Origin of the sequence: Actinacidiphila glaucinigra (assembly GCF_900188405.1) — a bacterium.
Classification (GTDB): domain Bacteria; phylum Actinomycetota; class Actinomycetes; order Streptomycetales; family Streptomycetaceae; genus Actinacidiphila; species Actinacidiphila glaucinigra.
Genome location: NZ_FZOF01000002.1, coordinates 73999 through 91773, shown reverse-complemented (window position 1 = coordinate 91773; position 17775 = coordinate 73999). Strand labels below are relative to the sequence as shown.

General features: G+C 72.8%; 16 protein-coding genes and 1 tRNA gene. 10 read left to right on the top strand and 7 right to left on the bottom strand.

All coding sequences use genetic code 11. From position 1 onward, the window contains the following. Nucleotides 1–40 precede the first annotated feature (40 nt). Complete coding sequence (locus tag CHF15_RS04345; RefSeq protein WP_089222270.1) at nt 41–1366, top strand: SAM-dependent methyltransferase; 1326 nt, start codon at nt 41–43, stop codon at nt 1364–1366. A gap of 59 nt (nt 1367–1425) precedes the next feature. Here the strand turns inward: CHF15_RS04345 and CHF15_RS04340 are convergent, their stop codons facing one another. Continuing rightward, nucleotides 1426–3927 carry an ABC transporter permease gene (locus tag CHF15_RS04340; RefSeq protein WP_089222269.1) on the bottom strand — a complete coding sequence of 834 codons (2502 nt, stop codon included), beginning with the start codon at nt 3925–3927 and terminating at the stop codon, nt 1426–1428. 45 nt (nt 3928–3972) lie between these two features. Beyond that, nucleotides 3973–4791 (bottom strand): ABC transporter ATP-binding protein, encoded by an 819-nt coding sequence (locus CHF15_RS04335; protein WP_245938659.1) that lies wholly within the window; start codon nt 4789–4791, stop codon nt 3973–3975. 316 nt (nt 4792–5107) lie between these two features. On the opposite strand from CHF15_RS04335, the gene CHF15_RS04330 reads away from it, so the two are divergent. From CHF15_RS04330 to CHF15_RS04305, 6 genes are all read left to right on the top strand, one after another. Then, nucleotides 5108–5193: transfer RNA gene (locus CHF15_RS04330), tRNA-Leu, on the top strand. A 121-nt stretch (nt 5194–5314) separates the two neighbouring features. After that, entirely contained in the window at nt 5315–5893 is a 579-nt protein-coding gene (locus CHF15_RS04325; protein ID WP_089222267.1) for a DUF6461 domain-containing protein, read from the top strand. Between the two features lie 59 nt (nt 5894–5952). Continuing rightward, entirely contained in the window at nt 5953–6348 is a 396-nt protein-coding gene (locus CHF15_RS04320) for a VOC family protein (protein ID WP_089222266.1), read from the top strand. 53 nt (nt 6349–6401) lie between these two features. After that, nucleotides 6402–7931, top strand: coding sequence for a metallophosphoesterase family protein (locus CHF15_RS04315; protein WP_089222265.1), 1530 nt, complete (start codon nt 6402–6404; stop codon nt 7929–7931). Nucleotides 7932–8216: 285 nt separating this feature from the next. Continuing rightward, the gene (locus CHF15_RS04310) at nt 8217–9512 is read left to right on the top strand and encodes an alkaline phosphatase (RefSeq protein ID WP_179279658.1); all 1296 of its coding nucleotides are present in this window, start codon (nt 8217–8219) and stop codon (nt 9510–9512) included. A gap of 217 nt (nt 9513–9729) precedes the next feature. Then, nucleotides 9730–10593, top strand: a complete 864-nt coding sequence (locus CHF15_RS04305) for a Bax inhibitor-1/YccA family protein (RefSeq protein ID WP_089222264.1) — start codon at nt 9730–9732, stop codon at nt 10591–10593. Between the two features lie 94 nt (nt 10594–10687). On the opposite strand, the gene CHF15_RS04300 is transcribed toward CHF15_RS04305, so the two are convergent. Beyond that, on the bottom strand, nt 10688–10918 hold the full coding sequence (locus CHF15_RS04300; RefSeq protein ID WP_018559758.1) for a DUF4287 domain-containing protein: 231 nt from the start codon (nt 10916–10918) through the stop codon (nt 10688–10690). Nucleotides 10919–11024: 106 nt separating this feature from the next. Here CHF15_RS04300 and CHF15_RS04295 point away from each other — a divergent pair, with 106 nt between their 5' ends. Continuing rightward, on the top strand, nt 11025–11348 hold the full coding sequence (locus CHF15_RS04295; RefSeq protein ID WP_089222263.1) for a hypothetical protein: 324 nt from the start codon (nt 11025–11027) through the stop codon (nt 11346–11348). Nucleotides 11349–11358: 10 nt separating this feature from the next. Here CHF15_RS04295 and CHF15_RS04290 read toward each other — a convergent pair whose 3' ends face one another. Further along, entirely contained in the window at nt 11359–12171 is an 813-nt protein-coding gene (locus tag CHF15_RS04290; protein ID WP_089222262.1) for a hypothetical protein, read from the bottom strand. Between the two features lie 251 nt (nt 12172–12422). Next, complete coding sequence (locus CHF15_RS04285) at nt 12423–13643, bottom strand: acetyl-CoA C-acetyltransferase (RefSeq protein ID WP_089222261.1); 1221 nt, start codon at nt 13641–13643, stop codon at nt 12423–12425. A gap of 173 nt (nt 13644–13816) precedes the next feature. On the opposite strand from CHF15_RS04285, the gene CHF15_RS04280 reads away from it, so the two are divergent. Both CHF15_RS04280 and CHF15_RS04275 read left to right on the top strand, forming a co-directional pair. After that, complete coding sequence (locus CHF15_RS04280; protein ID WP_018559754.1) at nt 13817–14236, top strand: helix-turn-helix transcriptional regulator; 420 nt, start codon at nt 13817–13819, stop codon at nt 14234–14236. A 10-nt stretch (nt 14237–14246) separates the two neighbouring features. Then, nucleotides 14247–14663, top strand: coding sequence for a VOC family protein (locus CHF15_RS04275; RefSeq protein WP_089222679.1), 417 nt, complete (start codon nt 14247–14249; stop codon nt 14661–14663). 1101 nt (nt 14664–15764) lie between these two features. On the opposite strand, the gene CHF15_RS04270 is transcribed toward CHF15_RS04275, so the two are convergent. Then, nucleotides 15765–16790 carry an SGNH/GDSL hydrolase family protein gene (locus CHF15_RS04270; RefSeq protein ID WP_089222260.1) on the bottom strand — a complete coding sequence of 342 codons (1026 nt, stop codon included), beginning with the start codon at nt 16788–16790 and terminating at the stop codon, nt 15765–15767. Nucleotides 16791–16906: 116 nt separating this feature from the next. Further along, nucleotides 16907–17746, bottom strand: a complete 840-nt coding sequence (locus CHF15_RS04265; RefSeq protein ID WP_089222259.1) for a helix-turn-helix transcriptional regulator — start codon at nt 17744–17746, stop codon at nt 16907–16909. Nucleotides 17747–17775: the final 29 nt, after the last annotated feature.

Below are 17775 nucleotides of genomic sequence, written 5' to 3'. Positions count from 1 at the left end.
CCAGTGGACCCGTCTTCATGGAGGCACGGAGGTACGCGCCATGGCCGATGCGGCCGGACGACTGACCGCCCTCGCCGAGCAGGCGCTCGGCGTCCCCGTCCCGTTGCGCATCCGCGCGTGGGACGGCAGCGAGACCGGACCGCCCGACGCCCCGACCCTGGTCGTACGGCACCGCAGGGCGCTGCGCCGGCTGCTGTGGAAGCCCGGCGAACTCGGCCTGGTCCGCGCCTGGGTGGCCGGTGAACTCGACGTCGACGGCGACCTGTACGAGGCGCTGGACCGGCTCTCCGGGCTGGTCTGGGACCGCCCCGCCGAGGAGGGCGGGGCCTCACCGCGCCGTCTGCTCGGCATCGCGCGGGACCCCGAGACCTACCGGCTGGCCCGCGAGGCGCTCGCCCTCGCCGGTCCCGGACTGCCGCCGCCCCCGCCGCCGGAGGAGGTCCGCAGACGCTCCGGCGTGCTGCACAGCCCGATCCGCGACCGGCAGGCGATCAGCCACCACTACAACGTCGGCAACGACTTCTACGAGCTGGTGCTCGGCCCGTCCATGGTCTACTCCTGCGCCTACTGGGAGGGGCCGGACGCGACCCTGGAGGACGCCCAGCGGGCCAAGCTGGACCTCATCTGCCGCAAGCTGGAACTGCGGCCCGGGCAGAGGCTGCTGGACGTCGGCTGCGGCTGGGGCTCCATGGTGCTGCACGCCGCCGAGCACTACGGCGTCCGCGCCACCGGCGTCACGCTCTCCACCGAGCAGGCCTCCCACGCGCGCAAGCGGGTCGCCGACGCCGGCCTCGCCGACCGGATCGAGATCCGCGTGCAGGACTACCGGGCGGTCGACGACGGGCCGTACGACGCCATCTCCTCGATCGGCATGGCCGAGCACGTGGGCCGCGAGCGCTACCGGCAGTACGCCGGGGTGCTCTACGGGCTCCTGCGGCCCGGCGGGCGGCTGCTCAACCACCAGATCGGCCGCCGCCCCTGGGCGGACGAGGAGGCCTACCACGTCGACGAGTTCATCGACCGGTACGTCTTCCCCGACGGCGAGCTGGCCCCGGTCGGCTCCACCGTCTCCCGGCTGGAGGAGGCCGGGCTGGAGGTGCGGGACGTGGAGGCGATCCGCGAGCACTACGCCCTGACCCTGCGGCAGTGGGTGGCCAACCTGGAGGCCCACTGGCCGGAGGCCGTCCGCCTCGCCGGCGCCGGCCGCGCCCGCGTCTGGCGGCTCTACATGGCGGCCTCCGCGCTCTCCTTCGAGCAGAACCGCATCGGCGTCAACCAGGTCCTCGCCGTCCGCCCGGACAAGGACGGCGGTTCCGGGATGCCCCGTACCCGGGCCGACTGGCTGGGCCCGGGCCGGCAGGCCTGACGCACCGCGGGGCGGGGGCCGCCAAGACCCCCGCCCCGAGGGCGCTTCCCGTCGTCCCGCTACTCGGCCTTGATGGCCTCCAGCACGTTCAGCCGGGCGGCCCGCCGGGCCGGCCACAGCGCGGCCAGGACGCCCACCAGGGCGGCGATCGCCAGGAACACCCCGATCCGGTCCCAGGGCAGCACCATCGCGTAGCTCGGCAGGTCGGGCCTGATCAGCCCGCCGACGGCCCAGGCGAGGAAGACCCCGAGGCCCAGGCCGAGCACCGCGCCGAAGAACGAGATCACCAGGGACTCCAGCCGGATCATCCGCTTGACCGCGGCGCGGTCCAGGCCGATCGCCCGCAGCATGCCGATCTCGTGCTTGCGCTCGAAGACCGACATCGCCAGCGTGTTGATCACGCCCAGCACCGCGACCAGCACGGCCATCGCGAGCAGCCCGTAGAGGATGTTCAGCATCAGGTCGATGGTGGAGCTGAGTTCGCGGGAGATGGCCGCCTTGTCCTGGATCTTGATCACCGGGTTCTCACCGAGCGCCTTCACCAGCGAGTCCTGGTGGGCCTCGGAGGCGCCACCGGCCGTCTTCACCAGGATGCGCATGTCCCCGGCCTTCGGGGTGTGCGGGGTCACCGTGGCGTTGTCCATGATCACGCCGTTGATGAGGTCGCCGCCCTCGAAGACGCCGCCGATCGTCAACCGCCCCTTGGTTCCGTCGTCGTAGCGCACCGGCAGGCTCTGCCCGGCGTGCCAGCCGCGCCGCTCGGCGGTGTCGGAGTCCACGACCATGGATTCGCCGTGCACCGCGGCCAGGGAGCCGTGGCTGAAGTCCAGCGCGAGCAGCCGGCCGATCTGCGGCGCGTCGACGCCGGTGACCCACTCGTCCTCGCCGTCCAGCTCGGTGTGCGCGTCGCGCACCGCGCTGGAGTCGCTGACGCCGTCGGCGCCGGCGACCTTCTCGGCCACCTCGGGGGAGAGGTTCTGCCCGGTGGCCATGGTGATCTGGTAGTCGGCCTTCAGATGGGCGGCCGCCAGTTCGTCCACCGTCGTCTTCACCGAGATGGCCACCACCGTCAGGGCGGTGATCAGGGTGAGGCCGATCATCAGCGCGGAGGCGGTGGCGGCGGTGCGCCGCGGGTTGCGCACGGAGTTCTGCCGGGCGAGGTTGCCCGTGACCCCGAAGGGCCGCAGCAGCGGCGCGGCCGCGGCGACCACCGGCCGGGACAGCAGCGGGGTGAGGACGAAGACGCCGATGAGCAGCAGCCCGGCGCCGCCGCCCAGGACCATGTTGCCGTTGTCCTTCATCCCCGAGCCGGCCACCACCAGGACGGCACCGGCCGCCGACAGCAGTGCGCCGAGCGTGTTGCGCAGGAGCAGGCCCTTGACGGTGGCCGGCGCGTGCACGCTGCTCATCGCCGCGACCGGCGGGATCTTCGCCGCCCGGCGGGCCGGCAGCCAGGCGGCGAGCACGGTGACGCCCACACCGACCGCGAGCGCCGCCCCCGCCGTGCCGGGCTGCACGGCCAGGGCGCCGTCGGGCAGGAGTGCGCCGGCCGAGGCGAGCACCGCCCGCATCACGGCCGCGATGCCGATGCCCAGCAGGAAGCCGGTGGCACCGGCCACCACACCCACGACGAGGGCCTCGACCAGCACCGACCGGGTCACCTGCCGGCGGCTGGCGCCCACCGCCCGCAGCAGGGCGAGTTCCTTGGTGCGCTGTGCGACCAGCATCGTGAAGGTGTTGGCGATGATGAAGATGCCCACGAAGAGCGCGATGCCGGCGAAGCTGAGCAGGGCGGTGTTGAAGCTGCTGAGGTCCGAGGCGATCCGCCGCGCCTCCTCGTCCGCGAGGTTCTGGCCGGTGGTCGCGGAGGCGTCCTTGGCGTAGCGCGGGAGCAGCTTCTCGATCCCGGCCTTCAGCGTGGCCTGGGCGGTGCCGGGGGCCGCCTTGACGTCGATCTCCTCGTAGCTGCCGGGCTTGCCGAAGAGCTTCTGGGCCGTGGCGGTCTCGAAGAGCACCAGGCTGCCGCCCGCCGCGACGTTGCCGTCGTCCGTGCTGAAGACGCCGGTGACCTTCTGCCGCATCACCGGGCCGTCGATGGACATCCGCAGGGTGTCGCCGACGGTGTAGCCCGTCCGCTCGGCGGTCCTGGAGTCCAGCGCGACCTCGGAGGAGCCGTGCGGGGCGCGGCCCTCCAGCATCGGATAGCGGCCCGTCCCCGTGTAGTTGCCGCCGCGGGTGGACCAGCCGTCGCCGACCAGCCGGCCCTCCTTGTCGGCGATGGCGGTGAAACCGCTCACGGTCGCGGTGGTGGACTCGGCGCCGGGCAGTCGGCCGATCTCGTCCACCAGCCGCTGCGGGAGCGGATGGTCGACGTCCCCGTAGGTGACGGCGACCGCGACGTCGGAGTAGCTCCTGGCGGAAGCCTTGCGGAGGGCACTGCCGATGGTGTCGGTGAACACCAGGGTGCCGGAGACGAAGGAGACGCCGAGCATCACGGCGAGCACGGTCATCATCAGCCGGGCCTTGTGCGCGAGCACGTTGCGCAGGGCGGTACGGAACATGTCAGGGGTTGTCTCTCGGTCGTGGCTCGTGGTCGGCGGCGTGGATCAGCTGGTGCGGCCCTTGGCGTCGAAGCGCTTCATGCGCTCCAGCACCGTGTCCGCGGTCGGGCCGTGCAGTTCGTCGACGATCCGGCCGTCGGCGAGGAAGACCACGCGGTCCGCGTAGGAGGCGGCGACCGGGTCGTGGGTGACCATGACGACGGTCTGGCCGAGCTCCTTGACGGAGTTGCGGAGGAAGCCGAGGATCTCCGCGCCGGAACGGGAGTCGAGGTTGCCGGTCGGCTCGTCGGCGAAGATGATCTCGGGCCTGCTCGCCAGCGCCCGGGCGACGGCGACGCGCTGCTGCTGACCGCCGGACAGCTGGGACGGCCGGTGCGAGAGCCGTTCGGACAGCCCGACGGTGTCGACGACGCGGTCCAGCCACTGCTTGTCCGCCTTGCGGCCGGCGATGTCCATCGGGAGGGTGATGTTCTCCGCGGCGGTGAGCGTGGGCAGCAGGTTGAACGCCTGGAAGACGAAGCCGATCTTGTCCCGGCGGAGCTTGGTGAGCTGCTTGTCCTTCAGCGCGGACAGCTCGGTGTCCCCGATCCGCGCGGAGCCGGACGAGACCGTGTCCAGACCCGCCATGCAGTGCATCAGCGTGGACTTGCCCGAGCCCGAGGGCCCCATGATCGCGGTGAACTCGCCGGCGCGGAACTCGACCGACACCGCGTCGAGCGCGACGACCCGGGTCTCGCCGTCTCCGTAGACCTTGCTCAGATCGACGGCACGGGCGGCCGTGGCCGTGGCGGTGGGGTGTGCGGTGGTGGTGGTCACGGCACGCTGCTCCTGTCGGGACGGGGGGAGTCGATCGGACCCCTCCATCGTCCCGACGGGAGACGTCGCCGGAATCCGTCCACATCGTGGTTCTGCAGGCAGTCCCGAGAGGTACGCGCGGACCCCGGTGTACTACTTGGGTATGACGGGGACCCCGAGACCCCGCCCCCGGTTGGAAGCGATTTCGCGTCATATGCAGCGGGCCCGGTCCGCCGCCCGTACCGCCCCGGGCCTGTGCTTTCCTCCGAGCCGGCACTATCTGACGATCCGTCAGCCACCCTTAAAATCAGACAACATGACGAATGCTGGGCCCTGTTCCACCCGCCCCGCCGGATAGGCTCGTACTGCGCTCTCGCGCCGCCATGCCCGGATGGTGGAATGCAGACACGGCGAGCTTAAACCTCGCTGCCCCTTGCGGGCGTACCGGTTCAAATCCGGTTCCGGGCACCACCTCTCCCACCGGCGCCCGCCGGGCCGTCCCGGTGCGTAGTGTGTCGGCTGACCCTTCGCGGACGCGGAGCGCGTGCTGCGCCCGGTGTACCGCGAAGCCACTCATCGTGCGGGGGGACTTGTGACGGACGACGGGATCCGGTGGATCGCCGGGGCCTTCGACACCTACTGCCTGACCTTCGCCCGCGGGCTGGACGTCGGCGAACTGGTCCGCCGGATGGGCGGCGACGCCGGGGCGATCCGCGAAGGGCTCTCCGCCGACGACGCCATGGACTGGGCCTTCGAGAAGGGGCCGGTGGCCCGGCTCGGCACCTGCGGCGGATGGGCCTTCGCCCTGGAGCACGGGAGCGACGAGGGCATGGACCGCGGGACCCTCCGCGCGGTCTCCCGGGGGACCGAGGCGGTCGTGTACCTCAACGCCGGTGTCCCGCCGCGCTGGTTCCTGCACGCCGAGGACGGCCGGCTCGTTGCTGACTTCGAGCCCGGTGTCGAGGCCGCCCAGCTCGGCGGCGAGGACCCGGGCCGGCTGGTGCCGGCCATGCAGCAGGTGGGCCTGTTCCTTCCCGACGGGACCTCCGCGCCCGACGCCGACGGGGAGGACGAGATCCTGGAGATGGGCGAACGCCACTTCGGCCTCACCCTGCCGCGCGACACCGTGGAACACGGCACCCTCGCGGCGGTCAGCTTCGCCCCGTTCTAGCCCGCCCGGCCCCCGGGCGGCTCGCGGACGGCGTCCGGTACACCACCCCTGGAGGAGACATGACCGTGCTGCGTGTGAAGGCCTTCGACCACCTGGTCCTCAACGTCGCCGATGTCGAGCGGTCCCTGGCCTTCTACACCGGGCCGCTCGGCCTGGAACCCGTGCGCGTCGACGAATGGCGGGCCGGGAAGGCCCCGTTCCCGTCGGTGCGGGTCACCCCGGAGACCATCATCGACCTGGTCGCGGGCCCCCGCGGCGAGTCCAACGTCGACCACATCTGCCTCACCGTGGAACCGCTGGACTGGGAAGAGGTCGTCGCCTCCGGGGTGTTCACGGTCCTGGAGGCCGATGTGCGGCGCTTCGGCGCGCGCGGCGCCGCGCAGTCGACCTATGTCGCGGACCCGGACGGCAACACCGTGGAACTGCGCTGGTACCCGCAGGACGCCGAGGGCTGAGGGGAGTTCCGGGCGCCGCCGGTGGCGCCGGGACCGGTTGCTACAGTGCGCCCGTGTCCGACTCCTCGCGTGAATCCCTGGCCGGCGCCGGCTGGGAGGGCCAGCAGCACGGCGCCTACCGGGAGTTGATGCCGGCCCGGGTGGTCAACCTCTCCTGGCTGGACCCGGTGACCCTGTGGAAGGCCCGCAACGGCCCGCTCGCCTCGCTGTTCGGGGACCCGACCGGCCGGGACCGCCGGCACTGGGTGGACGGCCAGCGGGAGCGGGGGGCGGCCGGCGCGGACCTGGTGATCGAGCGGGACGACCCCGACACGTTCTCCTTCCTCCTCCTCGGCGACACCGGCGAGGGCGACGATCCGCAGTACGCCGTCGTGCCCGGGATGCTCGCGGCGGGCGCCGGCACCCGCTACGCCGTGATCTGCAGCGACGTCCTCTACCCGGTCGGCAGCGCCAACGAGTACGACACCAAGTTCTTCCGGCCCTACCGGGACTACGACGCCCCCGTCTACGCCATCCCCGGGAACCACGACTGGTACGACGGCCTCACCGGCTTCATGCGGGTCTTCTGCCGGGCCCCCGCCCTGCCGCCCGCGCCGCGCCCCCGTCCGCTGTCCCGGGCCTGGTGGCGCACCCTGCTGTGGGCGAAGCCCGACGTGCCCGACGACGCCCGGCTCGACGAGGCCCGCCTGATGCGCTCCGCGCCCTCGCAGGCGGCGTCCCAGCCCGGCCCCTACTGGGCGATCGACTCGGGGCCGATACGGATCATAGGCATCGACACCGGGCTGCTCGGCGGCATCGACGGGGAGCAGGGCGAGTGGCTGCGCCGGGTCTCCCGCGGACCCCGCCCCAAGATCCTCGTCACCGGTTCCCCGATCTACGTGGACGGCGAGCACCACCCCTGCGCCATCGAGGGCGGCGGCACGGTCGACGAGGTCGTCCGCGATCCGGAGCGCAACTTCGTCGCCGTGATCGGCGGAGACATCCACAACTACCAGCGCTACCCGGTCGACGTGGACGGCCGCAGGATCGAGTACGTCGTCTCCGGCGGCGGGGGCGCCTTCATGCACGCCACCCACACGATCCCCCGGGTGGAGGTCGGCGGCGTCACCGAGGACCGGTTCCGCTGCTACCCGATGCGCGGTGACTCCCTCGCCTTCTACAGCCGGCTCTACGGCCGCCGGCTCCACCTGCGCCGCCTGTTCGACCTGACCCCCGACGAGGCGTCCGCGGTCCTCGCCCGGCGCCTCGGCGTTCCGGCCACCCGGGCCACCGGCGCGCGGGTGACCCTGCGGACCCGCTTCGTCGCGAGCGTCCTGGGTGCCCCGCCCCGCCCGGACCGCAGGCGCCGGCTGCGCCTGCCCGTCCGCCGGATGCTCACCCGTCTGCTGTCCCCGGGCTCGGCGACGTACAGCCCGCCGTTCTTCAAGAGCTTCCTGCGGCTGGACGTCAGCCCGGCCGCCGTGCGCGTGCGGTGCTTCGCCGCCACGGGCCTGCTCGCACACGAACTGGACCCGCCCGTCGAGGACGATTTCACCGTCCCCTTGCCCGGCGTGAACGGCGTGAACGGCGTGAACCGGACGTGAGGCGCGGTGGGATCCCTCCGGGACCCCACCCGTGGCCTCCGCCGCTGCGCGCATCGCGAGGCCCCGCGGCGGCGGTGATCTGCGCGAACGAGCCGGATGCAGCGGTATGAGGCCGTCCGTGGGCGTGGGAGCGACGGCCACCTGTACGGACAAGTACGGGCTTAGTCTTTTACCGACACCTGAAGGTTTCGATGCGTTCTGGCCATCTGCGCTTAGTCAACCTTCCCCCTAAGGCTCCTAAGTTCACGCCCAAGCATTGGCAAGCAGTGAGCAACGGAGGTCGTTGTGTCCGAGGGTGTTCGCAGGGCCCGACGGTTCGCCGCGCCCGTGGCGGCCGCCGCCGCTGCGGCGGTGGTGACCATGGTGATCAACCCGACGCTGGGTGCGTCGGCCACGGCCCCGCAGGCCGCAAGCAAGGGCAAGGCCCCGGCTGCGAAGAACGTCATCTTCATCAACGGCGACGGCATGGGTGCCGCCGCCCGGCAGGCCGCGCGCCTGCACCTGGCCGGCATGAACGGCCAGCTCGCGATGGACAAGCTCCCCTACTCGGGTCAGCTGACCACCGAGCCGGACGACCCGAAGGCCGTCGTCACCGACTCCGCCGCGGCCGCGACCGCGTGGGCGACCGGTGAGAAGACCTACAACGGCGCGATCAGCGTCGACGTGGACGGCAACCCGCTGGCGACCCTGGGCCAGCAGGCCAAGGCCGCGGGCAAGGCCACCGGCCTGGTCACGACCGCGCAGGTCACCGACGCGTCCCCGGCCGCCTTCTTCTCCAGCACCGCCAACCGGTCGGCGCAGGACGAGATCGCGCGTCAGTACATCGAGGTCAGCAAGCCCGACGTCATCCTGGGCGGTGGCGAGGACTGGTGGCTGCCCGCGGGCACCCCCGGCGCCTTCCAGGACAAGCCCGCCGAGGACACCTCCGAGGCGAGCAAGGGCACCAAGGGCGACCTGATCAAGAAGGCCGAGAAGGCCGGCTACACCTACGTCTCCAGCGCGGACGAGCTGAACCGCGCCAAGAGCGGCAAGCTCCTCGGCCTCTTCGCCAACGAGGAGATGTTCCAGCAGCGCCCCGAGGGCCAGGGTGACGTGTACAACCCGGTGGTCGGCCTGTCCACCATGACCAGCAAGGCCCTGAGCACGCTGGACAAGAGCAAGAAGGGCTTCTTCCTCATGGTCGAGGAGGAGGGCGTCGACGAGTTCGCGCACTCCAACAACGGCGCCCGTGTCCTGCAGTCCATGCAGGAGCTGGAGAAGTCCGTCGCGGTGGCCCGCGCCTACGTGGCCACCCACCCCGACACCCTGCTGGTCGTCACCGGTGACCACGAGACCGGCGGCCTGGCCGTCGAGGAGGCCGACGCCGCCGACGAGTCCGGCGACGGCATCTCCGCCGAGGACGGCCCGTTCGCCATCCGCGGCAGCGACAAGTCGTTCTACATCGACTGGACCACCTCGGGTCACACCGCTGTGGACGTCCCCGTCACCGCCGCCGGCCCGCTCGCGGACCGCTTCACCGGCAAGCACGCCAACACCTACGTGCACGACGTGCTGAGCGAGATCCTGGCGACGCGTCGCTGATCGAGGATCCACTCCCGGCGGGTGCCGGGGAGGGCCCGCCCCTCCCCGGCACCCGCCGTTCGTCGCCGGGCGGTGTGGCGCCGCGGGGACGGGGAAAGGCGTGGTGACAGGCATGGTGGGCGCTGCAAAAGATCCTCCTTGAGGCGTAGGCGACCCGCTTTGCCATACCATTACTCTTGGTGCGAAGCCGTATCGCGCGGCCATGGAGGAGTGACAGATGAGGAGCAGCAACCCGGTCTTCTCGCGGCGTGGGTTCTCCCGCGGGGAGGGCTACGCGGGCTTCGGCGGGCAGCCGCAGACGCAGGGCAGCCCCGGCACGGGCGGGAACCCCTACGCGGGCACGAACCCGTACGCGGGCGGAAACGCCTACGACACCGCGTACCAGGCCCCGCCGTCGGCCCCCGCGCAGACCGGCCGGATGACGATGGACGACGTCGTCATGCGCACCGCCATGACCCTGGGCACCGTGGTGCTCGGCGCGCTCGTGGCGTGGTTCGCGCTGCCGGTATCGGAGAAGAGCTACGGGCTCGGCATCGGCGCCATGCTCGTCGCGCTCGTCCTCGGCCTGATCCAGTCGTTCAAGCGCGAGGCCTCGCCCGCGCTGATCCTCGGCTACGCGGTCTTCGAGGGCGTCTTCCTCGGCGTCTGGAGCAAGATCTTCAACTTCATGTGGCCGGGCATCCCGCTGCAGGCCGTGCTGGGGACGATGGCGGTCTTCGTCGGCATGCTGGTGGCGTACCGCACGCGCCTCATCCGGGTCACCGCCCGCTACACGCGCATCGGCATGGCGATCGCCATCGGCTTCGTCATCCTGACGTTCGTCAATGTGATCGCCGCGATGATCGGCGGGGGTGACGGCCTCGGCCTGCGCAGCGGCGCCCTGGGCGTCGTCGTCGGCATCATCGGGGTCGCGCTGGGCGCGTTCTTCCTGTCGCTGGACTTCAAGCAGATCGAGGACGGCATCCAGTACGGCGCTCCGCGCAAGGAGTCCTGGCTGGCGGCCTTCGGCCTCACGCTCTCCCTGGTCTGGATCTACCTGGAGATGCTCCGGCTGATCTCGATCCTGCGCGGCGACGACTAGCAGTACCGTCCGGTGCGCCGACGCGCCGCGGACATTCAACGGGCCCCGGAGGCAGTGCCTTTCGGGGCCCGTTCGCATGCGCGGATGGGGGGCGTCAGCCGAACCTCCGCGCGGCCCGCCTCAGGTCGTGTTCGTGGACGATGGCCTTGGCGTGTCCGTAGGACAGGTCGTGCTCGCTGCGGAGCCAGCTGACTTTCTCTTCGAAGCGGAGGAATGCGGGCCCGTCGTCGACGGCGCGAAGCCAGTCGCCGATCTCGCGGCCGGTGCAGTGCGGGATGTGGGAGAGCAGGTTCCGGTGGGTCTCTTCCGAGAAGGTCTGTGACATCGGCGCCTCCGGTATGCGTTCCGGTCACCCCACCGTGCCTGAGCCGTCGACCGTTGGCAACAGTGCAGGGGGCTCGGTTGTGTGTACGCACCGGTAGGCTCGCGGCGTGCTGGACTGTACGACGCTCCGTGACGCCGCAGGACTCCTGGCGGCGCGCTACCGCTCCCTGCCGCAGAGCCGGCTCCGCGGCGAGGTGGCCCGGGCGGGCCTGGAACTCGCCCGTGAACTGGCCGCCCGCGCACAGCGGATCGAGTTCCCCGGACGGGAACCCCTGACGATGCCGGACGAGGGGGTCTTCGCGATCGGCGACCAGATCTCGGTGGCCGCCCACGACCTGGCCGCCGCCCTGGAACCGCACCCGGAACTGGCGCACGAACGCGACGCGGCCGTGTCCCGGATCGGGGACACGGCCGCGCGCTGCGGTCTGTAGGACGGGCCGGCTACAGCGAGGCGACCACCCGGTCGGCGAGCACGTAGACGGACTCCTCGCCGTAGGTGAAGGTCAGCGCGTAGCCGCCGGCGACGGCGGAGCCGCCCAGCAGGACCGGGGACTCGCCGCGGTCCAGGGCCTCGCACAGCCGGTCGGCGGTGTCCCGGTCGCCCGGGGTCATGCAGAGCGTGGTGCCGTCGGCGAAGACGTACACGTCGAGCGTGCCGAGCGGGCCGGGGCGGACGTCAGCGAGCGGCATCCGCAGGTCCGCGAGTTCGGAGAGGCGCTCGGCGGTCTGCTCCTGGTTCGCCACGACCGGCGTGGGCACGCCGAAGTCCGGGTCGGAGGGGTGCCGGAAGGGCGCCGCGCCGCCCGGCTCCAGCCCCGCGAGGTCCGCCTGGCGGGGGAGGAACGGGCCGTACGGCAGCACCTCGTAGTCGGTGCCGGTGGCCCCGGGAACGGGGCCGGCGCCCTGGCCGCCGAAGAGCTGGGCGTCGAGCTGCGGGTCGACGAGGGCCTCGCCGGCCTCCCCCGTTCCGTAGCCCAGGGGGGCTTCCTGCGCCGCCCAGAAGGCGCGCGCCTCGGCCAGTTCGCGTTCCCGCTCGTCGGCGAGCGCGTCGGCGACGGCCGTGCGGATGGCTTCGGCGTCCGGAGTGGTGCGTGCGGCGGGCACGGCGGCACCTCGCTCGGCACGGGCCTCGGCCAGGTCCGCGCGCAGGGCCGCGACGTCACGACGTACGCCGCGTGTGGCGAACAGCGCGGCGGAGCCGGCGGCCACGGCGGTTGCCGCACCCGTCAGCAGGACGAGGAACATGGCGCTCACTGGCGTACTCCCGACTGTGCTTTCCCGAGCCTGGCCCCCTGTACACCACCACTCTGCACCGGAATCCATGGCCTCTGCAGTGCGGAACGTCACGAAATGGGAGGGTCCAAAGTCTTGGCCCGTATGGGTGACACACCCCTGACCTGCATAAACGACCGCCCCCGGGATTAGGTCACATCCCGGGGGCGGTTCGATTGCGACTTGTGCCTCGAACGAACGTCCGAGTGGCGGTGGGGGCTGGTGGGGACCCGTTACGACAGGCGCTCGATGACCATGGCCATGCCCTGGCCGCCGCCGACGCACATGGTCTCCAGGCCGAACTGCTTGTCGTGCCACTGCAGCGAGTTGATGAGCGTGGTGGTGATGCGGGCGCCCGTCATGCCGAAGGGGTGGCCGACCGCGATCGCGCCGCCGTTGACGTTGAGCTTGTCGATGTCGACGCCCAGGTCCCGGTAGGACGGGATGACCTGCGCCGCGAAGGCCTCGTTGATCTCGACCAGGTCGATGTCGTCGATGGTCAGCCCGGCCCGCCTCAGGGCCTGGCGGGACGCCTCGACCGGGCCGTGGCCCATGATCTCGGGGGAGAGGCCGGAGACGCCGGTGGAGACCACCCGGGCGAGCGGGGTGATACCCAGCTCGCGCGCCTTGGTGTCGCTCATGATCACCAGCGCCGCGGCGCCGTCGTTCAGCGGGCAGCAGTTGCCGGCGGTCACGGTGCCGTCGGGGCGGAAGACCGGCTTCAGGCCCTGCACGGCCTCCAGGGTGACCCCGGCGCGCGGGCCGTCGTCCTTGGCGACGACCGTGCCGTCGGGCAGCGTCACCGGGGTGATCTCGCGCTCCCAGAAGCCCTTCTTGATGGCCTCCTCGGCCAGGTTCTGCGAGCGGACGCCGAACTCGTCCTGGTCGGCGCGGGTGACGCCCTTGAGGGCCGCCAGGTTCTCCGCGGTCTGGCCCATCGCGATGTACGCGTCCGGGACCAGCCCGTCGGCGCGCGGGTCGTGCCATTCGCCCCCGCCCTGCGCGGCGCGGGCCGCGGTGCGGGCCTCGGCCTCGGCGAAGAGCGGGTTGTGGGTGCCGGGCATGCCGTCGGAGCTGCCGTTGACGAAGCGGGAGACGGTCTCGACGCCGGCCGAGATGAAGACGTCGCCCTCGCCCGCCTTGATGGCGTGCAGCGCCATCCGGGTCGTCTGCAGCGAGGAGGAGCAGTAGCGCGTGACCGTGCACCCCGGGAGGTGGTCCATGCCCATCTGCACGGCCACGATCCGGCCCAGGTTGTGGCCCTGCTCGCCGCCGGGCAGACCGCAGCCCAGCATCAGGTCGTCGATCTCGCGCGGGTCCAGCTGCGGCACCTTGGCGAGGGCGGTCTGGATGATCGTGGCGGTCAGGTCGTCGGGACGCAGGTCCTTCAGGGATCCCTTGACGGCCCGGCCGATGGGGGAACGGGCGGCAGAGACGATCACGGCTTCGGGCATCGCGACTCCTCGACGAGGCGGCGGGTACGGCTGGGACTCTCTGGGAAGTTACCTGTACGTAGCGGAACGCGTCACGGCTTGGGGGCTGTGACGCGGACCTCTTTCTGAGCGCTTGCTTAGTCCATGATGGCGCATCCTCGTGGCGAACGCGCCCCCCGTGCGATGCTGGGGCCGTGAATCCGGACGACCTGGTGCGGCTGCGGCGCGCCCGCGACGCGATGGACCGCGACTACGCCGATCCCCTCGACGTCACCGTGCTGGCCCGCGCGGCGCTGATGTCCCCCGGCCACTTCTCGCGCAGCTTCCGGGCCGCGTACGGCGAGTCCCCGTACAGCTACCTCATGACGCGCCGGATCGAACGCGCCAAGGCCCTGCTCCGGCGCGGCGACCTCACGGTCACGGAGGTCTGCTTCGCGGTGGGCTGCACCTCGCTCGGCTCCTTCAGCTCACGCTTCACCGAACTCGTCGGGGAGACCCCGAGCGCCTACCGCGCCCGCGACCACGAGCCGGGGGCGCCGATCCCCGCGTGCGTCGCGAAGCGGTACACCAGGCCGGTCAGGAACAAGGAAGCGAAGCCCGCGGCGCGGGCCTAGCGTGGTCCGCATGGACATCACGCTGTCACAGTGCTTCATCGCCGTCGACGACCATGACAAGGCGCTGCCCTTCTACCGCGACGTCCTCGGCCTGGAGGTCCGCAACGACGTGGGGTTCGAGGGCATGCGCTGGGTGACGGTCGGCTCGCCCGACCAGCCCGGTGTGGAGATCGTCCTCGAACCGCCCCTGGCGGACCCCAACGCCTCCGACGCGGACAAGCGGGCCATGAGCGAGCTGCTGGCCAAGGGCATGCTGCGCGGGGTCATCTTCGCCACCGGTGACGTGGACGCCACCTTCGAGCGCATCCGCGACGCGGGCGGCGAGGTGCTGCAGGAGCCCATGGACCAGCCCTACGGCGTCCGGGACTGCGCCTTCCGCGACCCCTCCGGGAACCTGCTCCGCTTCAACCAGCGCAAGGCCGGCTGACGCCGGCGGCCGTCCTGTGGCGGTCGCTGGCGGGCCTGGGTTGCCGTGTTCCGGGCGCTCCTGCGGCGTGGTCCGCTTCGTGCTCGCACCGCGGGGGGTCGGCTGACGCCGGCGGCCCGGGGTTCCCGGCCGCCCGGGGGCCGTTTTCCGGGCCGGCCGTCGTGGTGGTCGCGGGGTGGCGTGCGGGGTCGGCTGATGCCGGCGGCCCGCGGGGCGGTTTCCGGCGGCCGTCCTGTGGCGGTCGCGGGGTGGCGGGGCGGGCCTGGGTGTCGTGCCGGTGGTTGCGCTCATGCCGTGCGGGGTCGGCTGATGCCGGCGGCCCGCGGGGCGGTTTCCGGCTGCTGTCCTGTGGCGGTCGCGGGGTGGCGCGCGGGCCTGGGTGTCGTGCCGGTGGTCGTGCTTGTGCCGCGCGGGGTCGGCTGCTGCCGGCGGCCCGCGGGGCGGTTTCCGGCGGCCGTCCTGTGGCGGTTGCGGGCCGGGGGCGTCGTGCCCGCCACCGCGCTCGGGCCCAGGGGTCGTGGCCGCGGTGCGGCGGGCGCTGACAGGGCGGCCTTGTGCGTCCGTGACCGCGACCCTGCCGCGGGCGCAGCCGACCAGTGGACGGCGGCAGGCTCCCGCTCGGGCGCCAGCCCACGGGCGCCTTCAGTGGAGGGCGGCGGTGGGGGACGACCTTGCTGCGGGCGCAGCGGACCCCGGACGGTGGCGGGTTGCCGTGCGGGGCCTACGCCGCCTCCGTCGGAGGGCGGCGGTGCGCTACGGGTGCCCCTGCGGTGGCTGGTGGTCCGGGGTTCGGGTGGGTGGGTGGGGGACGGCCCGCCGCAGGCGCAGCGGACCCGCGGACGGCGGCGGTGGGGGATGACCTTGCTGCGGGCGCAGCGGACCGCCGGGCGGAGGTCTCGCCGGACCCCGGACGGTGGCGGGTTGCCGTGCGGGGCCTACGCCGCCTCCGTCGGAGGGCGGCGGTGCGCGGCGGGTGCCCCTGCGGTGGCTGGTGGTCCGGGGTTCGGGTGGGTGGGGGACGGCCCGCCGCAGGCGCAGCGGACCCGCCGGACGGCGGCGGCGCGTACCGCCGTCCGCGGGCCCGCGCCCCGCCGGGAGGCCCTAGTTCTGGGCGGCCTCGGCCGCCGCCGTGGCGGCCGGCTCCGTCGCGTCGGGGAGGCGGCGACGGCGCCGCCGCTTGAGCAGGGCCCAGCGGCCGCGGGGGCCGGAGACCGTGCCGGCGGCCGGGGTCACCTCGGTGCCGGCCTCGCCCGCGGCTTCCGCGGCGGCCTGGGCCACCGGGAGGAAGCCCTCGCCGCGCCGGGCGTCGGGGCGCTCGTCCTCCTCGGGCCACAGCCCGACGGCGGAGCAGAGGGTCGGCAGCATCGCCATGGCCGCGGTCGCGTACCCCTCGGCCGACGGGTGGTAGTTGTCCGGGCCGAACATCTCGCGGGGGCGTGACTCGAACTCGGGCCCGAGCATGTCGCCCAGGGACACGGTGCGGCCGCCGAGGCCGACCACCGCGATGGTCTGCGCGGCCGCGAGCTGGCGGCTCAGCCGCCGTGCGATCCAGCGCAGCGGCTGGTAGACCGGCTCGATGGTGCCCAGGTCGGGGCAGGTCCCGACGATCACCTCGCAGCCCGCCTCGCGCAGCCGCCGCACCGCGTCGGACAGCAGCCGCACCGAGACCGCCAGCGGCATCCGCCGGGTCACGTCGTTCGCCCCGATCATGATCACGCACAGACCGGGGGCGGTGCCGGGGCCGGACCCCAGCAGAAGATCGACCTGGCGGGCCAGGTCGTCGGACTGTGCGCCGGGGTTGGCCACATTGACCAGCCGCACCGGCCGTTCCGCCACCGCCGCCACCCCGGACGCCAGCAGCGCGCCGGGGGTCTGGCTCGCCCGGTGCACCCCCTGGCCCGCCGCCGTGGAGTCGCCCACGAGGGCCAGCACGATCGGCCGCTCGTCGGTGCTCAGCGCGAAGGCGGCGCCGTAGACGCCGTCCGCGCGGGGCGGGACCGCGTCGGAACCGCCCACGGCCCTGCGGGCGAGCGCGCCCTCCGTCAGCAGCAGGCCGACCGCGGCGCCGCCCAGGAGCCCGATGCCGCCTCCTCCGTACGCGGCGGCCGTCGCGATCCGCCGCGCCACCCTTGCCCTGGACAACGTCCACCTCCCGCGCCGGGTGTGCGGACCCCCGTGGCCCGACCCGTACAACGATTTGTTGCCCCGTCCGATGCCCGCCGCAACCGCTGGGCCGCCCGGACTCAGGTCAGCCGCTGCTGGGCGACGAACCAGGCGAGCTGGGTGCGGTTGGCGGTTCCGGTGGACTCCATCAGGGACCGGATCCTGCGCTGCAGCGTGCGCAGGGATATCCCGAGCTGGGAGGCGATGGCCTTGTCGGGCAGCCCGGACATCAGCAGCGAGAGCAACTGCTCGTCCAGTTCGGGGGAGCCGGGGAACTCCGGGTCCTCCTCGGCCTCGCCACCGAGCGAGGGCATGCGCAGCGGCGTGCCGCGCAGCCAGCGGTCCTCGAAGAGCTCCAGCAGCGCGTCCACCAGCACCGAGGGGTGCAGCAGCAGGAGGCCGGCGGAGGAGACCACGGAGCGGTCGCGGCCGCCGGACAGCGGCAGCAGCGCCCGCTCGGCGTCGACGATCATCAGCTTCATCGGCACGCTCGGCGCCGCCCGGGCCAGCTCGCCCGGCTCGACGAAGCCCGGCATGTCCGCCGCACCGGGGTACACCAGCGCCGTCGTCTCGTACAGCGAGCGATACTCCACCCCGGCGGTGAGCCGCTCCTTCTGTACGATATTGCCCGCCGCGGAGACGTACGGCGGCCGCACGAAGGTCAGCACCTCCTTGCGGGCCTCGCGCTGCAGCTGTTCGATCATGTGCTGCTGCTCCGCCTCGCCGTGGATCACCTCGGCGATCCCGCCCGGCATCACCGGCTCGGCCGGGCGCGACGGGCGTACGGCGGCGAGCGCCGTGAGCCGTTCCCGCACGGAGGCGAGACCGGACTCCACGACCGCCAGACCGCTGAGGGCGGCGGCGTAGTCGGCGTTGCCCGTGCCCGCGGCGGCGGTGTCCGGGTGCTTCTCGTCAGGCATTGCTCACCCCCCGGTTGTACAAGCCCGGT